Source organism: Streptomyces sp. NPDC039609, assembly GCF_055596705.1.
In genome coordinates, this window is the sequence record NZ_JBVIUJ010000004.1 from 132,991 (window position 1) to 152,823 (window position 19,833).

The 19,833-nt window shown below is 70.3% G+C and carries 14 protein-coding genes; 10 read left to right on the top strand and 4 right to left on the bottom strand.

Annotated features, from left to right (window positions below):
* Window positions 1–3: 3 nt before the first annotated feature.
* The 10 genes from ACZ561_RS12830 to ACZ561_RS12875 all read left to right on the top strand — a co-directional run bounded on the left by ACZ561_RS12830 (window position 4) and on the right by ACZ561_RS12875 (window position 13,069).
* Window positions 4–1,008 carry a sugar phosphate isomerase/epimerase family protein gene (locus ACZ561_RS12830; RefSeq protein WP_470993295.1) on the top strand — a complete coding sequence of 335 codons (1,005 nt, stop codon included), beginning with the start codon at window positions 4–6 and terminating at the stop codon, window positions 1,006–1,008.
* Window positions 1,009–1,277: 269 nt separating this feature from the next.
* Window positions 1,278–4,961 carry a ThuA domain-containing protein gene (locus ACZ561_RS12835; protein WP_470993298.1) on the top strand — a complete coding sequence of 1,228 codons (3,684 nt, stop codon included), beginning with the start codon at window positions 1,278–1,280 and terminating at the stop codon, window positions 4,959–4,961.
* Window positions 4,962–5,044: 83 nt separating this feature from the next.
* Entirely contained in the window at window positions 5,045–6,190 is a 1,146-nt protein-coding gene (locus tag ACZ561_RS12840; protein WP_470993301.1) for an inositol-3-phosphate synthase, read from the top strand.
* Window positions 6,187–7,095 (top strand): SCO3242 family prenyltransferase, encoded by a 909-nt coding sequence (locus ACZ561_RS12845; RefSeq protein ID WP_470993303.1) that lies wholly within the window; start codon window positions 6,187–6,189, stop codon window positions 7,093–7,095. The genes ACZ561_RS12840 and ACZ561_RS12845 overlap by 4 nt, the downstream gene beginning before the upstream one ends.
* Window positions 7,092–7,982: a sugar phosphate isomerase/epimerase family protein gene (locus ACZ561_RS12850; RefSeq protein WP_470993305.1), complete on the top strand. Its 891-nt coding sequence runs from the start codon at window positions 7,092–7,094 to the stop codon at window positions 7,980–7,982. The genes ACZ561_RS12845 and ACZ561_RS12850 overlap by 4 nt, the downstream gene beginning before the upstream one ends.
* The gene (locus ACZ561_RS12855; RefSeq protein WP_470993308.1) at window positions 7,976–8,530 is read left to right on the top strand and encodes an EboA domain-containing protein; all 555 of its coding nucleotides are present in this window, start codon (window positions 7,976–7,978) and stop codon (window positions 8,528–8,530) included. Before ACZ561_RS12850 ends, ACZ561_RS12855 begins: the two co-directional genes overlap by 7 nt.
* Window positions 8,530–9,378, top strand: a complete 849-nt coding sequence (locus ACZ561_RS12860) for a TatD family hydrolase (RefSeq protein ID WP_470993310.1) — start codon at window positions 8,530–8,532, stop codon at window positions 9,376–9,378. The genes ACZ561_RS12855 and ACZ561_RS12860 overlap by 1 nt, the downstream gene beginning before the upstream one ends.
* Window positions 9,379–9,391: 13 nt before the next feature.
* The gene (eboE, locus tag ACZ561_RS12865; protein ID WP_470993313.1) at window positions 9,392–10,561 is read left to right on the top strand and encodes a metabolite traffic protein EboE; all 1,170 of its coding nucleotides are present in this window, start codon (window positions 9,392–9,394) and stop codon (window positions 10,559–10,561) included.
* Entirely contained in the window at window positions 10,558–11,955 is a 1,398-nt protein-coding gene (locus tag ACZ561_RS12870; RefSeq protein WP_470993316.1) for a nucleotide pyrophosphatase/phosphodiesterase family protein, read from the top strand. Before eboE ends, ACZ561_RS12870 begins: the two co-directional genes overlap by 4 nt.
* Before the next feature lie 49 nt (window positions 11,956–12,004).
* Window positions 12,005–13,069, top strand: coding sequence for a sugar phosphate isomerase/epimerase family protein (locus tag ACZ561_RS12875; protein WP_470993319.1), 1,065 nt, complete (start codon window positions 12,005–12,007; stop codon window positions 13,067–13,069).
* A gap of 18 nt (window positions 13,070–13,087) precedes the next feature.
* Here the strand turns inward: ACZ561_RS12875 and ACZ561_RS12880 are convergent, their stop codons facing one another.
* The 4 genes from ACZ561_RS12880 to ACZ561_RS12895 all read right to left on the bottom strand — a co-directional run bounded on the left by ACZ561_RS12880 (window position 13,088) and on the right by ACZ561_RS12895 (window position 19,709).
* Window positions 13,088–14,473, bottom strand: coding sequence for an OFA family MFS transporter (locus ACZ561_RS12880; RefSeq protein WP_470993322.1), 1,386 nt, complete (start codon window positions 14,471–14,473; stop codon window positions 13,088–13,090).
* A 112-nt stretch (window positions 14,474–14,585) separates the two neighbouring features.
* Window positions 14,586–16,757 carry an acetate--CoA ligase family protein gene (locus tag ACZ561_RS12885; protein WP_470993325.1) on the bottom strand — a complete coding sequence of 724 codons (2,172 nt, stop codon included), beginning with the start codon at window positions 16,755–16,757 and terminating at the stop codon, window positions 14,586–14,588.
* Window positions 16,757–18,001, bottom strand: a complete 1,245-nt coding sequence (frc, locus tag ACZ561_RS12890; protein ID WP_470993328.1) for a formyl-CoA transferase — start codon at window positions 17,999–18,001, stop codon at window positions 16,757–16,759. The genes ACZ561_RS12885 and frc overlap by 1 nt, the downstream gene beginning before the upstream one ends.
* A gap of 13 nt (window positions 18,002–18,014) precedes the next feature.
* Complete coding sequence (locus tag ACZ561_RS12895) at window positions 18,015–19,709, bottom strand: thiamine pyrophosphate-binding protein (protein WP_470993331.1); 1,695 nt, start codon at window positions 19,707–19,709, stop codon at window positions 18,015–18,017.
* Between the last annotated feature and the right edge of the window lie 124 nt (window positions 19,710–19,833).

The following is a 19,833-nucleotide window of genomic DNA, read 5'->3' on the forward strand; positions in this document are numbered from 1 at the left end:
ATCGTGACCCGTCCCTTCACCCTCTTCACCGGCCAGTGGGCCGATCTGCCGCTGGAGGAGGTCTGCCGGCTCGCCCGTGACTTCGGCTACGACGGCCTTGAACTCGCCTGCTGGGGCGACCACTTCGAGGTCGACAAGGCCCTCGCCGATCCGTCGTACGTCGACGGCCGCCGCGCCCTCCTGGAGAAGTACGGCCTGAAGTGCTGGGCGATCTCCAACCATCTGGTAGGCCAGGCCGTCTGCGACCATCCGATCGACGAACGCCATCAGGCGATCGTGCCGGCCCGGATCTGGGGCGACGGCGAGCCCGAAGGCGTACGGCAGCGGGCGGCGCGCGAACTGGCCGACACAGCACGGGCCGCCGGGGCCCTGGGCGTCGACACCGTCATCGGCTTCACCGGCTCGTCGATCTGGCATCTGGTGGCGATGTTCCCGCCGGTGCCGGAACGGATGGTCGAGCGCGGCTTCCAGGACTTCGCGGAGCGCTGGAACCCGATCCTCGACGTCTTCGACGCCGAGGGCGTGCGCTTCGCCCACGAGGTCCATCCGAGCGAGATCGCGTACGACTACTGGACCACCCAGCGCGCCCTGGAGGCGGTGGACCACCGGCCGGCCTTCGGGCTCAACTTCGACCCGAGCCACTTCGTCTGGCAGGACCTGGACCCGGTCGGCTTCCTGTGGGACTTCCGCGACCGGATCTACCACGTGGACTGCAAGGAGGCCCGCAAGCGCCTCGACGGCCGCAACGGGCGGCTCGGCTCGCACCTTCCCTGGGGCGACCCCCGCCGCGGCTGGGACTTCGTCTCGGCCGGGCACGGCGACGTGCCCTGGGAGGACGTGTTCCGGATGCTCCGCTCGATCGGCTACGCCGGGCCCGTCTCGGTGGAGTGGGAGGACGCAGGGATGGACCGGCTCACCGGAGCTCCGGAAGCGCTCTCCCATCTGAAGCGGTTCGACTTCGACCCGCCTTCGGCGTCCTTCGACGCCGCGTTCGGCGGCGATCGGTAGCCCTCTGGGCTTCATGCACGCAGGTCGGCGCCTGGTGGCGGCAACGCCACCGGGCCGGTCCGCCCTGCCCGCGAGCGGCTTTGTCCTCTCGCGGTTGAAAGTTCGACAGCACCGGCGCACAAGGGCTTTCGGGCGTGGACGAACCCCGCTACGGTCCCTCTGTGTGGCTGATGTGTACATGACGTAACTGTGGAATACGCGACCAGCGTGACGGCGCACGCCGGTCCCCGGACAACCCGCACACCCGGCCCTACTCCGGAGGACACCCCGTGCACAGAAAACGACTCCGAACCAGAAAGTCACTCGCCCTACTGACCGTCGGACTGCTCGCCCTCGGCACCCCCCAGGTCCTCGCCGCCGAAGCGGACGACCCCGCCGGCACCACCGCCGCAGCGGAGGAATTCCAGCAGGTCACCCTCGCCAAGGGGGGCGAAGAGGTCGGCGAACCCATGTCGCTCGCCGTACTCCCCGACCGCAGCGTCCTGCACACCTCGCGAGGCGGCGAGCTGCGCCGCACCGACGCCGCCGGCAACACCGAGGTCATCGGCACCATCCCCGTCTACTCCCACGACGAGGAAGGCCTCCAAGGCATCGGGCTCGACCCCGACTTCGCCCGGAACAAGGCCATCTACCTCTACTACGCCCCACCCCTCGACACCCCCGCCGGAGACGCCCCCGAGAACGGCACCGCCGCCGACTTCGCCAAGTACGACGGCGTCAACCGACTCTCCCGCTTCACGCTGAAGGCCGACGGCACACTCGACAACGCCAGCGAGAAGAAGGTCATCGACATCCCCGCCACCCGCGGCATCTGCTGCCACGTCGGCGGCGACATCGACTTCGACGCCCAGGGCAACCTCTACCTGTCGACCGGCGACGACTCCAACCCCTTCGCCTCCGACGGCTTCACCCCCATCGACGAACGCCCCGGCCGCAACCCCGCGTTCGACGCCCGACGGACATCCGGCAACACCAACGACCTCCGCGGCAAGATCCTGCGCATCAAGGTCGCCGACGACGGCTCCTACACCGTCCCCGACGGCAACCTCTTCGCACCCGGCACCGACAAGACCCGCCCCGAGATCTACGCGATGGGCTTCCGCAACCCCTTCCGCTTCAGCGTCGACAAGGCGACGGGCGTACTGTACGTCGGCGACTACGGCCCCGACGCCGGCGCCGCCGACCCCACACGCGGCCCCGCCGGCCAAGTCGAGTTCGCCCGCATCACCAGGCCCGGCAACTTCGGCTGGCCCTTCTGCACCGGCAAGAACGACGCCTACATCGACTACGACTTCGCCACCAAGATCTCCGGCGCGACCTTCGACTGCGCCGCGCCCAAGAACGACTCGCCCTACAACACCGGCCTCGTCGACCTCCCGCCCGCCGAACCCGCCTGGATCCCCTACAACGGCGGCTCCGTCCCCGAGTTCGGCACCGGATCCGAATCACCGATGGGCGGACCCGTCTACCGCTACGACGCCGCCTCCACCTCCCCGGTGAAGTTCCCCGAGTCGTACGACGGGGACTTCTTCGCCGGCGAGTTCGGCCGCCGCTGGATCAAGCGCATCGAACAAGGCACCGACGGCGCCGTCCAGACCATCAACTCCGTACCCTGGACCGGCACCCAGGTCATGGACATGGCCTTCGGCCCGGACGGCGCGCTGTACGTCCTCGACTACGGCACCGCCTGGTTCGGCGGCGACCACAACTCCGGCCTCTACCGCATCGAGAACGCCACCGGCGGACGCTCCCCCGTCGCCGAGGCAAGCGTCGACAAGACCTCCGGCAAGGCGCCCCTCAAGGTCACCTTCTCCTCCGCCGGCACCACCGACACCGACGGAGACACCCTCACCTACAGCTGGAACTTCGGCGACGGCGGCACCTCGACCGCCGCCAACCCCACCTACACCTACCGCAAGAACGGCACCTACACGGCGACCGTGACCGCGAAGGACGCGAGCGGCCGCACCGGCTCCGCATCCGTCCACGTCGTCGTCGGCAACACCGCACCCAAGGTGACCCTCGAACTCCCCTCGGAAGGCGCCCTCTTCGGCTTCGGCGACGAAATCCCCTTCAAGGTGACCGTCACCGACCCCGAGGACGGCACCATCGACTGCACCAAGGTCAAGGTCACCTACATCCTCGGCCACGACAGCCACGGCCACCCCATCACCTCCGCCAACGGCTGCACCGGCACCATCAAGACCTCCGCAGACGGCGGCCATGACGACGACGCCAACATCTTCGCCGTCTTCGACGCCGAATACACCGACGGCGGAGGCGGCGGACAAGCCGCCCTCACCACCCACGACCAGGCCAAGCTCCAGCCCCGCCACCGCCAGGCCGAGCACTTCGACGCCCAGAACGGCGTCGCCGTCATCGACAAGGCCCCCGCGAACGGCGGACGGACCGTCGGCGACATCAACGACGGCGACTGGATCTCCTTCAAGCCCTACAACCTGAGCGGATCCACCAAGCTCACCGCCCGCGTCTCCTCCGGCGGCGCCGGCGGCTTCCTCGAAGTCCGCACCGGATCACCCACCGGCACCCTCCTCGGCTCCGCGCCCGTCCCCGTCACCGGCGGCTGGGAGACCTTCCAGGACATCGACGTACCCCTGCGGAGCGTCCCCCGCAAGACCACCGAACTCTTCCTCGTTTTCAAGGGCGGCGCCGGCGCCCTCTACGACGTCGACGACTTCACCCTCTCGAACAGCCCCGTGGACCGGACCGCCAAGCGCGTCCTCGTCTTCTCCCGCACCGCCGGCTTCCGACACGACTCCATCGCCACCGGCATCACCGCACTCAAGGAACTCGGCGCAGGCAGCAACATCACCGTCGACGCCACCGAGGAACCCCGCCAGTTCACCACCAACAACCTCGCCCGCTACGACGCCGTCGTCTTCCTCTCCACCACCGGCGACGTCCTCAACGCCGAACAGCAGACCGCCTTCGAGAACTACGTCTCCACCGGCGGCGGCTACATGGGCATCCACGCGGCCGCAGACACCGAGTACGACTGGGAGTTCTACGGCGGACTCGTCGGCGCCCACTTCGCCTCGCACCCGCAGATCCAGCCCGCCACCGTCCGCGTCGAGGACCACGACCACCCCGCCACCACACACCTCGACGGCCCCTGGCAGCGCACCGACGAGTGGTACAACTACCGCACCAACCCGCGCGGCCAGGCCCGCATCCTCGCCACCCTCGACGAAACCACCTACCAGGGCGGCACCATGAAGGGCGACCACCCCATCGCCTGGTGCAAGTCCTACGGCGGCGGCCGCTCCTTCTACACCGGCGGAGGCCACACCAAGGAGTCCTACACCGAGTCCGCCTTCCGCCAGCACCTCCTCGGCGGACTGCGCTACGCCGCCGGCCAGGTCACCGCCGACTGCCGGCCCCAGACCGGCTACCGCGACCTCTTCAACGGAGAGACCCGCGAAGGCTGGAAGCAGGCCGGACCCGGCAGCTTCGACGTCGTCGACGGCGAACTGCGCTCCGTCGGCGGCATGGGAATGCTCTGGTATCAGGCCAAGGAGCTCTCCTCCTACTCCCTCAAGCTCGACTGGAAGACGGCCGGTGACGACAACTCCGGAATCTTCGTGGGCTTCCCCGCCTCCGACGACCCCTGGTCAGCCGTCAACAAGGGCTACGAGATCCAGATCGACGCGACCGACGCCGCCGACCGGACAACCGGAGCCGTCTACGGCTTCAAGTCCGCCAACCTCAAGGCACGCGACGCCGTGCTCCGGCCGCCCGGCCAGTGGAACAACTACGAGATCCGCGTGCAGGGCGAGCGGCTCCAGGTGTTCCTCAACGGAGTGAAGATCAACGACTTCACCAACACCGACCCGGCCCGCAGCCTGAAGGACGGCCACATCGGCATCCAGAACCACGGGGCCGACGACCAGGTGTCCTTCCGCAACATCCAGCTCAGGGAGCTCACCCCGTAGAGCCCCCACCACAGCCGGCGGCGGGCGGGGAGGCGCCGTACCCCCCGCCCGCCGTCTCCACCACCGTCCAGGGAGGCAGGGTCGTGACCCCAGCAACACACACGGGAGCCGGAACACACGGAGCCGGAACGCGCACGGGAGTCTGGTTCATCGGAGCGAGAGGCTCCGTGGCCACCACGGCGGTCGCCGGCTGCGCCGCGACCACGGCCGGCCTGCACCCACCGACCGGCATGGTGACCGAGACCGACGCCTTCACCACGGCGGGCCTCCCGCCGCTCGCCTCCCTCGTCTTCGGCGGACACGACACGGCGGCGTGTCCGCTCCCCAAACGCGCCGAGGCACTCACCGCCGCCGGCGTCCTCCCGCACGGCCTCGCCACCGCCGTCGCAGCCGAACTCACCGCCGCCGACACGGAGATCCGCCCCGGCGGACCCGCGCCCGGCGACACCCGCGACGAGCAGGAACTCATCACCTCCTTCGCCGCAGACATGACAGACTTCCGCCAGCGGCTCGCATTGGATCGAGTCATCGTCGTCAATGTGGCCTCGACGGAGCCGGCGCCGGGGGGCGCCGGGCTCCCGCCAAGCTCCCTCTACGCCGCCGCCGCACTCCGCGCCGGCTGCCCCTACATCAACTTCACTCCCTCCACCGGACTGCGCCACCCCGCCCTCACCGACACCGTCGAGGCGAGCGGCCTTCCCCACGCGGGACGCGACGGCAAGACCGGCCAGACGCTCCTGCGCTCCGTCCTCGCCCCGATGTTCCTCCAACGCGCCCTGACCGTACGGGCCTGGTCCGGCACCAACCTCCTCGGCGGCGGCGACGGTGCCGCCCTCGCCGACCCGGCCGCTGCGGCGGCCAAGAACGCGGGCAAGGAACGAGTGCTCGCCGACATCCTCGGCCGAGCCCCGGAAGGCGAAGTCCACATCGACGACGTCCCGGCCCTGGGGGAGTGGAAGACCGCCTGGGACCACATCGCCTTCGACGGCTTCCTCGGCTCCCGCATGACCCTCCAGACCACCTGGCAGGGCTGCGACTCCGCCCTCGCCGCCCCGCTCGTGCTCGACCTGGCCCGGCTGACGGCCCGCGCCCATGAGAGAGGCCTGTCGGGGCCCCTGGAGGACCTGGCCTTCTACTTCAAGGACCCGGAGGGCGAGGCTCCCGCCGCGCTGTCGGAGCAGTACGCCCGGCTCCTGGCCTTCGGCTCCCGCCTGGGGGAGACCCGATGAGCGGACACCTCGCCTCCTGGGCGGAACTGCTGCGCGTCTCCGCACTGTTCACCGTGCCCGGAGACGCCCTCGCGGGCGCGGCCGCCACGGGCCTGCGACCGAACCGGTCCACTCTGCTGGCCATCGGTTCCTCCCTCTGCCTGTACGAGGCGGGCATGGCCCTCAACGACTGGGCCGACCGAGCCGAGGACGCCGTCGACCGCCCCCACCGCCCGATCCCCTCCGGCCGCATCACCCCCCGCGCCGCCCTGACCGCCTCGGCCGCCCTGACCGCCGCCGGCCTCGGCCTCGCCGCCCGCGCGGGCCGCCCGGCGCTCACGGTCGCCACCGCCCTCGCCGCCACCGTCTGGGCCTACGACCTCCACCTCAAGCACACCCCGGCGGGGCCTGCGGCGATGGCGGGGGCACGCGCGCTGGACCTCCTCCTCGGCACGGTCGCGACCACCACCGGGGGGCCCTCCCCCTCCCCCCACCCTCCCCTCCGCCCCTCCCGCCGCCCCCCGAGGGAGGCGCTGCGCTCGGCTGCGCTCCTGAGCGCGCACATCTACGCGGTCACCACGGTCTCCCGCCATGAGGCGCAGGGAGGCTCGACACGCAGCCCGTTGCTGGCCCTCACCACGACCCTGGCACTGGCTGCCGAAGCCACCCGCACCGCCAAGGCCCACCCCCTCATGACCGCCGTGCTGGCCGCCGCCTACGCCCACACCCCGGCCACCCCGCTCCTTCACGCGGCCCTCAACCCGTCACCTCCGCTCACCCAGCGCTCCGTCGGCGCCGGCATCCGTGCCGTGATCCCCCTCCAGGCCACCCTCGCCGCCCGGGCCGGCGCGCCCCGCACCGCTCTCGCGCTCCTCTGCCTCGCTCCGCTCGCCCGCGCCCTTACCCGGAAGGTGAGCCCCACATGACCCACCAACCTCCCGGACTGCGCCTCGGCTACGGCACGAACGGCCTCACCGACCTCCGCCTCGACGACGCCCTCGCCCTCCTCGCAGACCTCGGCTACGACGGCGTCGGTCTCACCCTCGACCACATGCACCTGGACCCCCTGGCGCCCGACCTTCCCGCCCGGACCGCCCGCCTGGCCCGGCGCCTCGGATCACTCGGCCTCGGGGTCACCGTCGAGACCGGCGCCCGCTACGTCCTCGACCCCCGCCGCAAGCACGGCCCCTCCCTCCTCGACCCGGACCGCGACGCCCGCGCCGCCCGCACCGACCTCCTCCTCCGCGCCGTCCGTGTCGCCACCGACCTCGGCGCCCACGCCGTCCACTGCTTCAGCGGCGTCACCCCCGCGGCCACCCCCGAGCCGACCGCCTGGAAGCGTCTCGCCTCGTCCCTCGGCCCCGTCCTCGAAGCAGCGGACTCCTCCGGCGTCCCGCTCGCCGTCGAACCCGAACCCGGTCACCTCCTCGCCACCCTCGACGACTTCCACACCCTGCGCGGTCTCCTCGGCGATCCGGACCCCCGCCTCCTCGGTCTCACCCTTGACATCGGCCACTGCCAATGCCTGGAGTCGGCGTCCCCGGCCGACTGCGTCCGTGCCGCGGCCCCGTGGCTGCACCACATCCAGATCGAGGACATGCGGCGCGGCGTCCACGAACACCTGCCGTTCGGTGACGGAGAGATCGACTTCCCGCCCGTCCTCACGGCCCTCGCCGAGCTCACCGCCGCCGGCTACCCGGGCCTGACCGTCGTCGAACTGCCCCGCCACTCCCACGCCGGCCCCGAACTCGCCCGCTCCTCCCTCTCGTTCCTGCGCGACCAGCCCACCCCACGGGAGGCCCCGGCATGTTGACCGACTCCGCCCGCGCCTGGCTCGACGAGGCACTCACCGCCGCTGCGGCCCACACCGCCCTCTGGGAGCTGCGCTTCGCGTCCGCCGGCCGACACTGCGGCCCCGAGCACGCCGACGCCGCACGCGTCCTCCTCCTCGAAGCGGCCCACGCCGACACGGCCGCCCTCACCCGCCTCTACCACCAGGGCTCCACCGCCGAACGGCGTGCCGTGCTCCTCGCCCTCCCCTCACTCGTCACCGGGCCGGAGGCCCTGCCTCTCGTCGAGGACGCACTGCGTACCAACGACACCACCCTGTTCGCCGCCGCCCTCGGCCCCTACGCCGCCTCCCATCTCGCCCCGCACCCCTGGCGCCATGCCGTCCTGAAGTGCCTCTTCACCGGCGTTCCCGTCGATGTCGTCGCCGACCTGTCCCACCGGGCGCGCGGCGACCGCGAACTCGCCCGGATGCTCACCGACTACGCCGCCGAACGCACCGCCGCCGACCGCCCCGTCCCCGCCGACCTCCATCGCGTCCTCGCCCTCACCGCCCCCACGGAGGAGTCCTGATGCGCATCTTCGACCCCCACATCCACATGTCCTCGCGCACCACCGACGACTACCGGGCGATGTACGACGCCGGAGTACGTGCCGTGGTCGAGCCCTCCTTCTGGCTCGGCCAGCCGCGCACCTCACCAGCCTCCTTCCTCGACTACTTCGACTCCCTCCTCGGCTGGGAACCCTTCCGCGCCGCCCAGTACGGCATCGCCCACCACTGCACCCTGGCCCTCAACCCCAAAGAGGCCAACGACCCCCGCTGCACCCCCGTCCTCGATGTCCTGCCCCGCTACCTCGTCAAGGACAACGTCGTCGCCGTCGGCGAGATCGGCTACGACTCCATGACCCCGGCCGAGGACACCGCCCTGGCCGCCCAGCTCCAGCTCGCCGCCGACCACGGCCTGCCCGCCCTCGTCCACACCCCCCACCGCGACAAGCTCGCCGGCCTGCGCCGCACACTCGACGTCGTCCGCGAGTCCGCACTCGCACCCGACCGCGTCCTCCTCGACCACCTCAACGAGACCACCGTCAAGGAGGCCGCCGACAGCGGCGCCTGGCTCGGCTTCTCCATCTACCCCGACACGAAGATGGACGAGGACCGCATGGTCGCCGTCCTCAAGGACCACGGGCTCGAGCGTGTCCTCGTGAACTCGGCCGCCGACTGGGGCAAGAGCGATCCGCTCAAGACCCGCAAGGTCGGCGACGCCATGCTCGCCGCCGGATTCTCCGACGACGACGTCGACCGGGTGCTGTGGCGCAACCCCGTCGCCTTCTACGGCCTCAGCGGCCGCCTCCGTCTCGACCCCCCTTCACCCGACACGTCCCACCAGGGCAACTCCATCCTCCGCGGCGGGGAATGAGGCGGGCCCGCCGATGCGCTTCCGCCACCCCGACGGCTCCACCGTCCACCTCGCCTACTGCACCAACGTCCACCCCGCCGAGAGCCTCGAAGGCGTCCTCGCCCAGCTCCGCGACCACTGCGAACCCGTACGCCGGCGCCTCGGCCGCGACCGGCTCGGCATCGGACTCTGGCTCGCCAGGGACGCCGCCCGCTCCCTGATCACCGACCCGGCCTCCCTGCGCGCGCTGCGCGCCGAGATCGACCGCCGCGGCCTCGAGGTCGTCACCCTCAACGGCTTCCCCTACGAGGGGTTTGGTGCCGAAGAGGTCAAGTACCGCGTCTACCAGCCGGACTGGACCCGCCCCGAACGCCTCGCCCACACCACCGACCTGGCCCGCCTGCTCGCCGCCCTCCTTCCCGACGACATCACCGAGGGCACCATCTCCACACTGCCGATCGCCTGGCGCACCCCCTTCGACTCCCGGGCCGCGGACACCGCCCGCACCGCCCTGACCACTCTTGCCGAACGCCTCGACGCCCTCGAGGAACTCACCGGGAAATCCGTCCGGATCGGCCTCGAACCGGAACCCGGCTGCACCGTCGAGACCACCGCGGACGCCATCGCCCCGCTCACCGCCCTCTCAAGCCCCCGCATCGGCGTCTGCGTCGACACCTGCCATCTCGCCACCTCCTTCGAAGACCCGCACACCGCCCTGGACGCCCTCGGCGCCGCCGGCATCCCCGTCGTCAAGACCCAGCTCTCCGCCGCCCTGCACGCCGAGCACCCCCATCTCCCCGAAGTCCGCGCCGCACTGGCCGAGTTCGCCGAACCCCGCTTCCTCCACCAGACCCGCACCCGGACCGCCGCCGGCCTACGCGGCACCGACGATCTGCCCGAAGCCCTCGCGGGCCGCTCGCTCCCGGACGGCGCCCCCTGGCGCGCGCACTTCCACGTCCCCCTTCACGCCCCACCGGCGCCCCCGCTCACCTCCACCCTTCCCGTGCTCGGGACCGCCCTCGGACTGCTCGTGGGCGGCCCCCGCCCGCGGACGCACCACCTGGAGGTCGAGACGTACACGTGGCAGGCGCTTCCGGCCGACCGGCGCCCCCGCACCCGCGCCCGCCTCGCCGACGGAATCGCCTCCGAACTCACCCTGGCACGTGACCTGTTGACCGACCTCGGCCTCAAGGAACTCCCATGACCGGCCCCCGGAGCGACACCCGACCCACCCCCCTCCTGGTCCTTGACGTCGTCGGTCTCACCCCCCGCCTCCTGGAGCACATGCCCCACCTCCAGGCTCTCGGCCGGACCGGATCGCAAGCGGCTCTCTCCACCGTCCTGCCGGCCGTCACCTGCACCGCCCAGTCCACCTTCCTCACCGGCACCCTCCCCTCCGAACACGGCATCGTCGCCAACGGCTGGTACTTCCGTGACCTCGGCGACGTCCTCCTCTGGCGCCAGCACAACGGCCTCGTCTCCGGCGACAAACTCTGGGACGCCGCCCGACGCGCGCACCCCGGCTACACCGTGGCCAACATCTGCTGGTGGTACGCCATGGGCGCCGACACCGACATCACCGTCACCCCCCGTCCCGTCTACTACGCCGACGGCCGCAAGGAACCCGACTGCTACACCCGGCCCCCGGCCCTCCACGACGAACTCACCGACAGACTCGGTACCTTCCCCCTCTTCCACTTCTGGGGCCCTGGCGCGGACCTGGTCTCCAGTCGGTGGATCATCGACGCCACCCGCCACATCCTGCGCACCCGCCGCCCCGACCTCGCCCTCTGCTACGTTCCGCACCTCGACTACGACCTCCAGCGGTACGGCCCCGACGACCCGCGGTCCTTCCGCGCCGCGGCCGAACTCGACACCGCCCTCGCACCCCTCCTCGACGACGCCCGCGCCGAAGGCCGGACGGTCGTCGCCCTCTCCGAGTACGGCATCACCCGCGTGAACCGGCCCGTCGACATCAACCGGGCCCTGCGCCGAGCCGGCCTCCTCGAGGTCCACACGCAGGACGGCATGGAGTACCTCGACCCGATGGCCTCCCGGGCCTTCGCGGTCGCCGATCACCAACTCGCCCATGTCTACGTCCGACGCCCCGAAGACCTCGACGCCGTCCGAGAGACCCTCGCCGGGCTGCCCGGCATCGAGCGACTCCTCGACGACGAGGGCAAGAAGGAGCACGGCCTCGACCACCCCCGCTCCGGGGAGCTCGTCGCCCTCGCCGAACCCGACGCCTGGTTCACGTACTACTACTGGCTCGACGACTCCAAGGCACCCGACTTCGCCCAGCTCGTCGAGATCCACCGCAAACCCGGCTACGACCCCGTCGAGCTGTTCATGGACCCGCTCGACCCGTACGTACGGATCAAGGCGGCGAAGGCGATCGCCCGCAAGAAGCTCGGTATGCGCTACCGGCTGGCGGTGGTCCCCCTCGACCCCTCACCTATTCGCGGCAGCCATGGCCGCCTCCCCACGAGCGATGACGAAGGTCCGCTCATTCTGTGCTCCACCCCCCGCGCTGTAAGCGGCCGCGTCGCGGCCACCGATGTGAAGTCCCTCTTGCTCCACCTGGCCGGTCTTCACTGACCGGACTCCAGTGAAGCAGACCCGACCGACAACAAGGAGTTATCCACAGATGAGCCGCACCCGCCGCACACCCGCCGACCCAGAGCTCAGCCACAAGCTCAGCAGACGGAACATGCTCGGCGTCGCCGCCGGCGCCACCGCCGCGGCACTCCTCGGCGCGACCGCCCCCACAGCCACGGCTGCCGAAGCGGGCGCCGACACCGCGGCCGCCGACCGGGGCCACGGCCGGGGCCGCCCTGTGCTGCCTCCCGGCCGCCTCGGCATCCAGCTCTACTCCCTGCGCGACAAGGTGGCCACGCTCGGCTTCGCGACCGTCTTCGCCGAGCTGAAGAAGTACGGCTACGACGAGGTCGAGTTCGCCGGCTACAACCAGGGCTCGGCCGGCCCCATCACCCTCGCCCAGCTGAAGAGGCTCACCCGCGACAACGGCCTGCGCGGCATCGGAAGCCACGTCGGCTACTACTCCTCCGACCCCAACGCCTACACCTTCGCCCAGAACCTCGACCAGGTCCTCGACGACGCCCAGGCCCTCGGCCTCCCGCACATCGGGACCGCCTCGGGCCCGTGGCGCTACGGGGCCACCGTCGACGGCTGGAAGCGCTGCGCCGAGGAGTTCAACCACTACGGCGCCGAGGCGAAGAAGCGCGGCATGAAGTTCTACCAGCACAATCACGCCGAGGAGTTCTCGTTCGCCAGCGACCGGCCGAACGTCCGCCTCTATGACGTCCTGCTCGCCGAGACGGACCCCGACCTCGTCCACCTCGAAATGGACATCTACTGGGCGTACGCCGCCCAGTTCCGCTTCTCCCGCCGCGTCGACGGCACCCCGGCCCCCTTCGACCCGCTGGACTACGTACTCGACCAGCCGCACCGCTATCCGCTCTTCCACGTCAAGGACGGCGAACGCGACGACTCCGTCCGCGACGGCTACCGCATGGCGGACGTCGGGGACGGAGACATCGACTATCGGCGCTTCATCTCGGCGGTGAACCGCACTCAGCACGGCTACCGCTCCCACCACTGGCAGGCCGAACACGACAACCCGGTCGAGTCGTTCGCGTTCGCCCGCAAGTCCGGCGCGCACCTCCACTCCCTGCGCGAGAAGGACTGCTGACCGGGGCGGCCACCGCGCTCACGCGTCCCGGCTGATAGGCCGCGGGTTCGCCGCCACACGGCGTGCCCGCGGCCTTCCCGGCGGATGCAGGAAGATCGCCACGAACCCGGCGAACAGCGAGATCGACCCGGCGAGCAGGAACGCGCCCGAGTAGTCCCAGGCCGAGACCACGACCGCGCCCATGCCCGATCCGAGCAGCCCCGACACCAGCTTGGAGCTATAGACCAGGCCGTAGTTGGAGGCGTTGTTGTTCTCCCCGAAGTAGTCGGCCGTCATCGCCGCGAACATCGGGAAGATCGCGCCGCCGCCGAAACCGGAGATGCTGGAGAACACCAGGAACAGCGGCAGATTGTGAATCGTGCCGGACCAGAGGATGCCGTACTGGGCCAGCCCGAGGACGATGCAGACGAAGATGAGGCACTGCTTGCGGCCGTAGCGGTCGGAGAGCCAGCCGATCACGCCGCGCCCGGTGCCGTTCACGATGGCCTTCAGTGACATCGCGGTCGCCACGATCCCGCCCGCGAAGCCCGCCTCGTCACCGAAGGGGACCTGGAAGGCGATTCCGAAGATGTTGACGCCCGATGTGCACAGCAGACAGAACCACATCAGCGCGACCCGCCCGGTCCGCCAGGCCTCGATCGGCGTGTACTGCTTCACAGCCGGCGGGTTCTTCTCCAGAGCCCTGCGCGCCCGCGGGTCGTCCGGCTTCCGCAGCGGATCCACGGTGTCCGGCCACCAGTTCTTCGGCGGGTCCTGGAAGAAGTACCCGGCCACGGCCACCATCGCGGCCAGGAAGAGCCCGACGGTCACCAGCACCCAGCGGAAGTTCGTCAGATCCATGTAGCCGGTGAAGATGAAGACGAACGGCACCGATCCGTACGCGAAGCCGCCGTTGACGAATCCCGTCTTCCCTCCCTTGCGCTCCGGGTACCACTTGCCGACCATGTTGACGCAGGTCGCGTAGACCATGCCCGCGCCCATGCCGCTGAACATGCCGAAGCCGAGGTATGCGACGATCACATGGGGTGCGAACGCGAGGGAGACATAGCCGAGCAGGGTGCCGACGGCGCCGAGCATCATCGCCCAGCGGGCCGGCAGTTTCCCGCTCTCACGCAGCTTGCCCGCCGGGAAGGCCACCGCTGCCTGGAAGAACACCCAGACCCCGAGCATCCAGAAGATGTGTGCGCTGCTCCAGCTGTGCGCGGTGTGCAGGGTCTCCTCGGCGGAGGCGAACGCGTACTCCGCCGAGCTGATGCCCATCATGCCCACCCAGGGCAGGATGACCATCCACTTGCGTTTGCGGCCCATCAGATCGATGTCGGTCTCGCCCAGCCGGTAGGTACGGCCGTTGGCGTCCGTCACCTCCCTGTAAGGGAGGGTGGTGGTGATGTCGGTTGTCGTCATGGAGATCGAACCCCTTGCGTGGAAGAAGTCTGGCCAGCGCCCCCTGTCCGTTCCCTTCGCACCGGGGCCCGCGGCGAGCGGCCACCGCGAGCCCCGTGGTTCGAGCTGTCGCTCAGCTCATCGACCGCCCCCCAACGCCGTCCTCGCCCAGCAGCCCCGCCGCCCGGGCCCACCGGTACTTCGCACCGAGCACCGCCACGGGCCGCTCGGTCGTGTACGGGTAGGCCACGACACCTCGTTCGAAGAGGTACTGGCATGCCTCCTCGACCTCGACGTCGCCCGCGAGCGACGCCACGACCGGCTTCTCGATGCCCCGCTCGCGGAACTCCGCCACCACGCGCGCGGTGAGCTCGGCGAAGACCATCGGGGGAGTGACGATGGTGTGCCAGTAGCCCAGGACGAGCGCGTGGATCCGGGGATCCTCCAGGCCGAGCCTGATGGTGGCCTCGTACGTCGACGGCGGCTCGCCGCCCGTGATGTCGATAGGGTTGCCCGACGCCCCGAAGGGCGGGATGAACGCCTTGAAGGCGGCGTCCAGGTCGTCCGGGATCTCCATCAGCCGCAGTCCGTTGTCGACGATCGCGTCCGACAGCAGCACCCCCGACCCGCCGGCGCCGGTGATGACCACGACGTTGTCCCCCTGCGGGGCAGGCAGGACGGGCAGGGCCCGGGCGTACTCCAGCATGTCGCTGAGCCCCGGGGCCCGGATGACCCCCGCCTGCCGCAGGATGTCGTCGTACACCGCGTCGTCACCGGCGAGTGCGCCCGTGTGGGAGCCGGCCGCCCTCGCCCCGGCGCTGGTCCGGCCCGCCTTGAGGACGACCACCGGCTTCTTGGGCACGGTCTGCCGGGCCGCTTCGACGAAGGCCCGCCCGTCCTTGAGGTCCTCCAGGTGCATCGCGATGCACTCGGTACGGGGATCCTCGCCGAACCAGGTCAGCAGATCGTCCTCGTCGATGTCCGACTTGTTGCCGAGCCCGACGATCGCGGACACACCCGTCCTCGTGGTGCGGGCGAAGCCCAGGATGGCCATCCCGATCCCGCCCGACTGCGAGGTCAGCGCCACGCCACCCTTGACGTCGTACGGTGTGCAGAAGGTGGCGCACAGGTCCTGCCAGGTCGAGTAGTACCCGTAGATGTTGGGGCCGAGGAGCCGGATTCCGTACCGTTCGGCCACAGCGACGATCTCGTCCTGGAGTGCGTGCTCACCGGTCTCGGCGAAGCCGGACGGAATGAGCACCGCGTTGGGAATGCCCTTGCGACCCACCTCCTCCAGCGCCGCCGCCACGAACGGAGCGGGGATCGCGAAGACCGCCACATCCACCTCACCGGGAACGTCCGTGACACTCTTGTACGCCTTGCGGCCCAGAATGTCATCGGCCCGGGGGTTCACCGGATGGATCTCGCCCGGGAAACCGCCGTCGATGAGGTTGCGCATCACCGAATTGCCGATCTTGCCCTGTTCGTTGGAGGCCCCGATGACGGCCACCGCATTCGGCTGCATCAGCCGTCGCATCGATCGCAGGATCTCCTCGCGGCCGAACGTCCGGCGTGGTGCCGGGACTTCGCCGGCGAGAATGACGCGGATGTCGGCCGCCATGGCGCCCTCGGGCGTGGCGATCACCGGATTCAGATCGACCTCGGCGATCTCCGGAAAGTCGGTGACCAGTTGGGAGACGCGCCGGATCTGCTCGGCCACCGCCCACCGGTCCACGGCCGGCGCCCCGCGCACTCCGCGCAGGATCTCCGCCGCCCGGATCGAGTCGAGCATCGACGCCGCCTCGTCGGCGGTGACCGGAGCGAGCCGGAAGGTGACGTCCTTCAGCACCTCGACCAGCACACCACCGAGCCCGAAGGCGACGACCTTCCCGAAGGCCGGGTCGGTGACGGCGCCGACGATGACCTCCTGGCCCGGTGGCAGCATCTGCTGCACCTGTACACCGTCGATGCGTGCGTCCGGAGCGTAGGCCTTGGCGTTCTCGACGATCCGGCAGAACGCCTCACGGACCTGGGCCGCCCCCTCCACCCCGACGACGACACCACCCGCGTCGGTCTTGTGCAGGATGTCGGGCGAGACGATCTTCAGCACCACCCTGCCGCCGAGCCGGTCGGCCTGCGCCACCGCCTCGTCGACGTCCCGGGCGAGCGCCTCACCCGGCACGGCGATGCCGTACGCGTCGGCGATCGTCTTCCCCTCGGGCGCGGTGAGCGCCGTGCGCCCGTCCGCCCGTACGGCGTCGAGCAGTTCGCGTACCGTCCGCTGGTCGAAGCTGTGCGTCGTCACTAGATCACCCCACTCGTCTTCAGCAGCCGCAGCTCCTCGTCGCCGAGACCGAGCTCGCCGATGTACACCTCTTCGTTGTGCTCGCCGAGCAGCGGCGACGTGATCACGTCGACCGGGGAGTCGGAGAGCTTGAGCGGGGAGCCGACCGTGGTGAAGCTGCCGCGCCGGGGGTGGGGGACCTCGACCACCATCTCGTTGGCGACCAGCGAGGCGTCCTCGATGATCTCCTTGGTGGACAGGATCGGGCCGCACGGGATGCCGCGTGCGTTCAGCAGCTCCAGCACCTGCCACTTGGGCAGCGTCGAGGACCACTCCTCGATGAGCTGGAACATCTTGGGGAGCTTGGGCAGCCGGGCCTCCGGCGTCGCCCACTCCGGGTCCTCGGCGAGCTCGGGCCGGCCGATCAGCTCCGAGATCGGGGACCAGCCGACGGGCTGGACGATGACGTACACGTAGTCGTTCGGACCGCCGGGGGCGCAGCGCACCGCCCAACCGGGCTGGCCGCCGCCGGAAGCATTACCCGAACGAGGGACTTCCTCGCCGAAATCCTCGTTGGGATACTCGGAGAGCGGCCCGTGGGACAGCCTCTGCTGGTCCCGCAGCTTCACCCGGCACAGATTCAGCACCGCGTGCTGCATCGCGACGTTCACCCGCTGCCCCCGCCCGGTGTTCTCGCGCTGGAAGAGCGCCGCCAGAATGCCGGCCACGGCATGGACGCCGGTGCCGGAGTCACCGATCTGGGCGCCCGTCGCCAGCGGCGGCCCGTCCTCGAACCCGGTGGTGGCCATCGAGCCGCCCATGGCCTGAGCGACCACCTCGTACGCCTTGAAGTTGGTGTACGGCCCGTCCCCGAACCCCTTGATGGAGGCATAGACGATTCGTGGATTGATCTCCTGGATGCGCTCCCAGGTGAAGCCCATCCGGTCGACGGCCCCCGGGCCGAAGTTCTCGACCATCACGTCACTGCGCCGGATCAGCTCGGTGAGGAGCTCCTTGCCGCGCTCGGTCTTCGTGTTGAGGGTGATGCTCCGCTTGTTGCAGTTGAGCATCGTGAAGTAAAGGGAGTCGACCTCCGGGATGTCCCGCAGCTGCTTGCGGGTGATGTCACCGGAGGGGGCCTCCAGCTTCACCACGTCCGCGCCGAGCCAGGCGAGGAGCTGGGTGGCGGACGGGCCGGACTGCACATGCGTCATGTCGAGGACGCGGATGCCTTCAAGAGCCTTGGTGCCCTGTGCCTTGGTCATGACCGGACCCTCCTCACTTGTACATGGTCTGGTTCATGGTTCCGGGGGCGTACGCGTCGGGGTCGACCCAGACGTTGATCAGGGACGGCAGTCCGGACTCGCGGGCCCGTCGCAGAGCCGGGGCGATGTCGGCGGGGTCCCGCACCTCCTCGCCGTAACCACCCAGCATCTGCGCGAACGTGTCGTAGTGGACGTCGCCGAGGGTGTTGCCGACCCGCTCGCGCTCCAGGCCGTACTTCTGGGCCTGGCCGTAACGGATCTGGTTCATCGAGGAGTTGTTGCCGACGATGCCGACGAAGGGGAGGTTGTAGCGGACGAGAGTCTCGAAGTCCCAGCCGGTGAGGGAGAACGCGCCGTCACCGAAGAGAGCCACCACTTCCTTGTCCGGGCGCGCCTGCTTGGCCGCCAGGACGAAGGGGATGCCGACGCCGAGCGTGCCGAGCGGACCCGGGTCCATCCAGTGCCCGGGTGACTTGGGCTGGACTACTTGACCGGAGAAGGTGACGATGTCCCCGCCGTCGCCGATGTAGATCGAGTCCTCGGTCAGGAAGTCGTTGATCTCGCTGACCAGGCGGTACGGGTGGATCGGCGAGGAGTCCGAGCGCAGCTGCGGCAGCCGCTTGTCGAGGGCGGTCTGCTCGGCGGTGCGCAGCTCCTCCATCCATGCCTTGCGCTTGATGGCGCCGCCGTTGAGCCGGCCGCCGGCCGCCTCCGTCACCGACTTCAGGATCAGCCCCGCGTCGCCGACGATCCCGAGGTCGATGTCGCGGTTCTTGCCGACGGTCCGGTAGTCCAGGTCGATCTGGACGACGGTGGCGTCCGGGGAGAGCCGCTTGCCGTAGCCCATCCGGAAGTCGAAGGGGGTGCCGACGATGACGATGACGTCCGCGTTGGAGAAGGCGTAACGCCGCGAGAGCTGGAAGTGGTGCGGATCGCCGGGCGGCAGTGTGCCGCGCCCCGCGCCGTTCATGTACGCGGGGATGTTGAGGGTCCGTACGAGCTCGACGGCCGCGTCCGTGGCCCGGGTCGTCCAGACCTGGCTGCCCAGCAGGATCGCCGGCTTCTCGGCGTGCACGAGCAGATCGGCGAGCTTCTCGACCGCCTCGGGGTCGCCGCCACTGCGGGTGGACGCCCGGTACTGCCCGGCCTCGGGCACGCGTGCCTTCTCCACCGGGACGGTGGCGTCCAGGACGTCGCGCGGGATCTCCAGGAAGGACGGTCCCGGGGCGCCGTGGTAGCACTCGCGGAACGCCATGGAGACCATGTCCGCCGCTCGCGCCGTGTCCGGGACGGTCGCGGCGAACTTGGTGATGGGCGTCATCATGTCGACGTGCGGCAGGTCCTGCAGCGAGCCCATCTTGTGCTGGGTGTGCGCTCCCTGACCGCCGATCAGAAGCATGGGCGACTCGGCGCGGAAGGCGTTGGCGACGCCGGTGACGGCGTCGGTGGTGCCGGGCCCCGCGGTGACGACCGCGCAGCCGGGCTTGCCGGTGATCCGGGCATAGCCGTCGGCGGCGTGCGCGGCCACCTGTTCGTGGCGTACGTCGACGACTTCGATGCCCTCGTCGACGCAGCCGTCGTAGATGTCGATGATGTGGCCGCCGCAGAGCGTGTAGATGCGGTCGACGCCCTCCGCCTTGAGGGCCTTGGCGACCAGATGTCCACCGGAGATGCGTTCCTGCTGGGCCTGCTGGCTGTCGTCGGGCATGGCGAAGTCCTGTCCCTTCGTAGGGGGGTGAGGTGCTGTCGCGGTCGATTGCATACAGTCGACGAATACTGTATGAAGCTTGTTATCCCGCATCGCCCGGATGGTGTCCAGGGGGTGTGCGGCA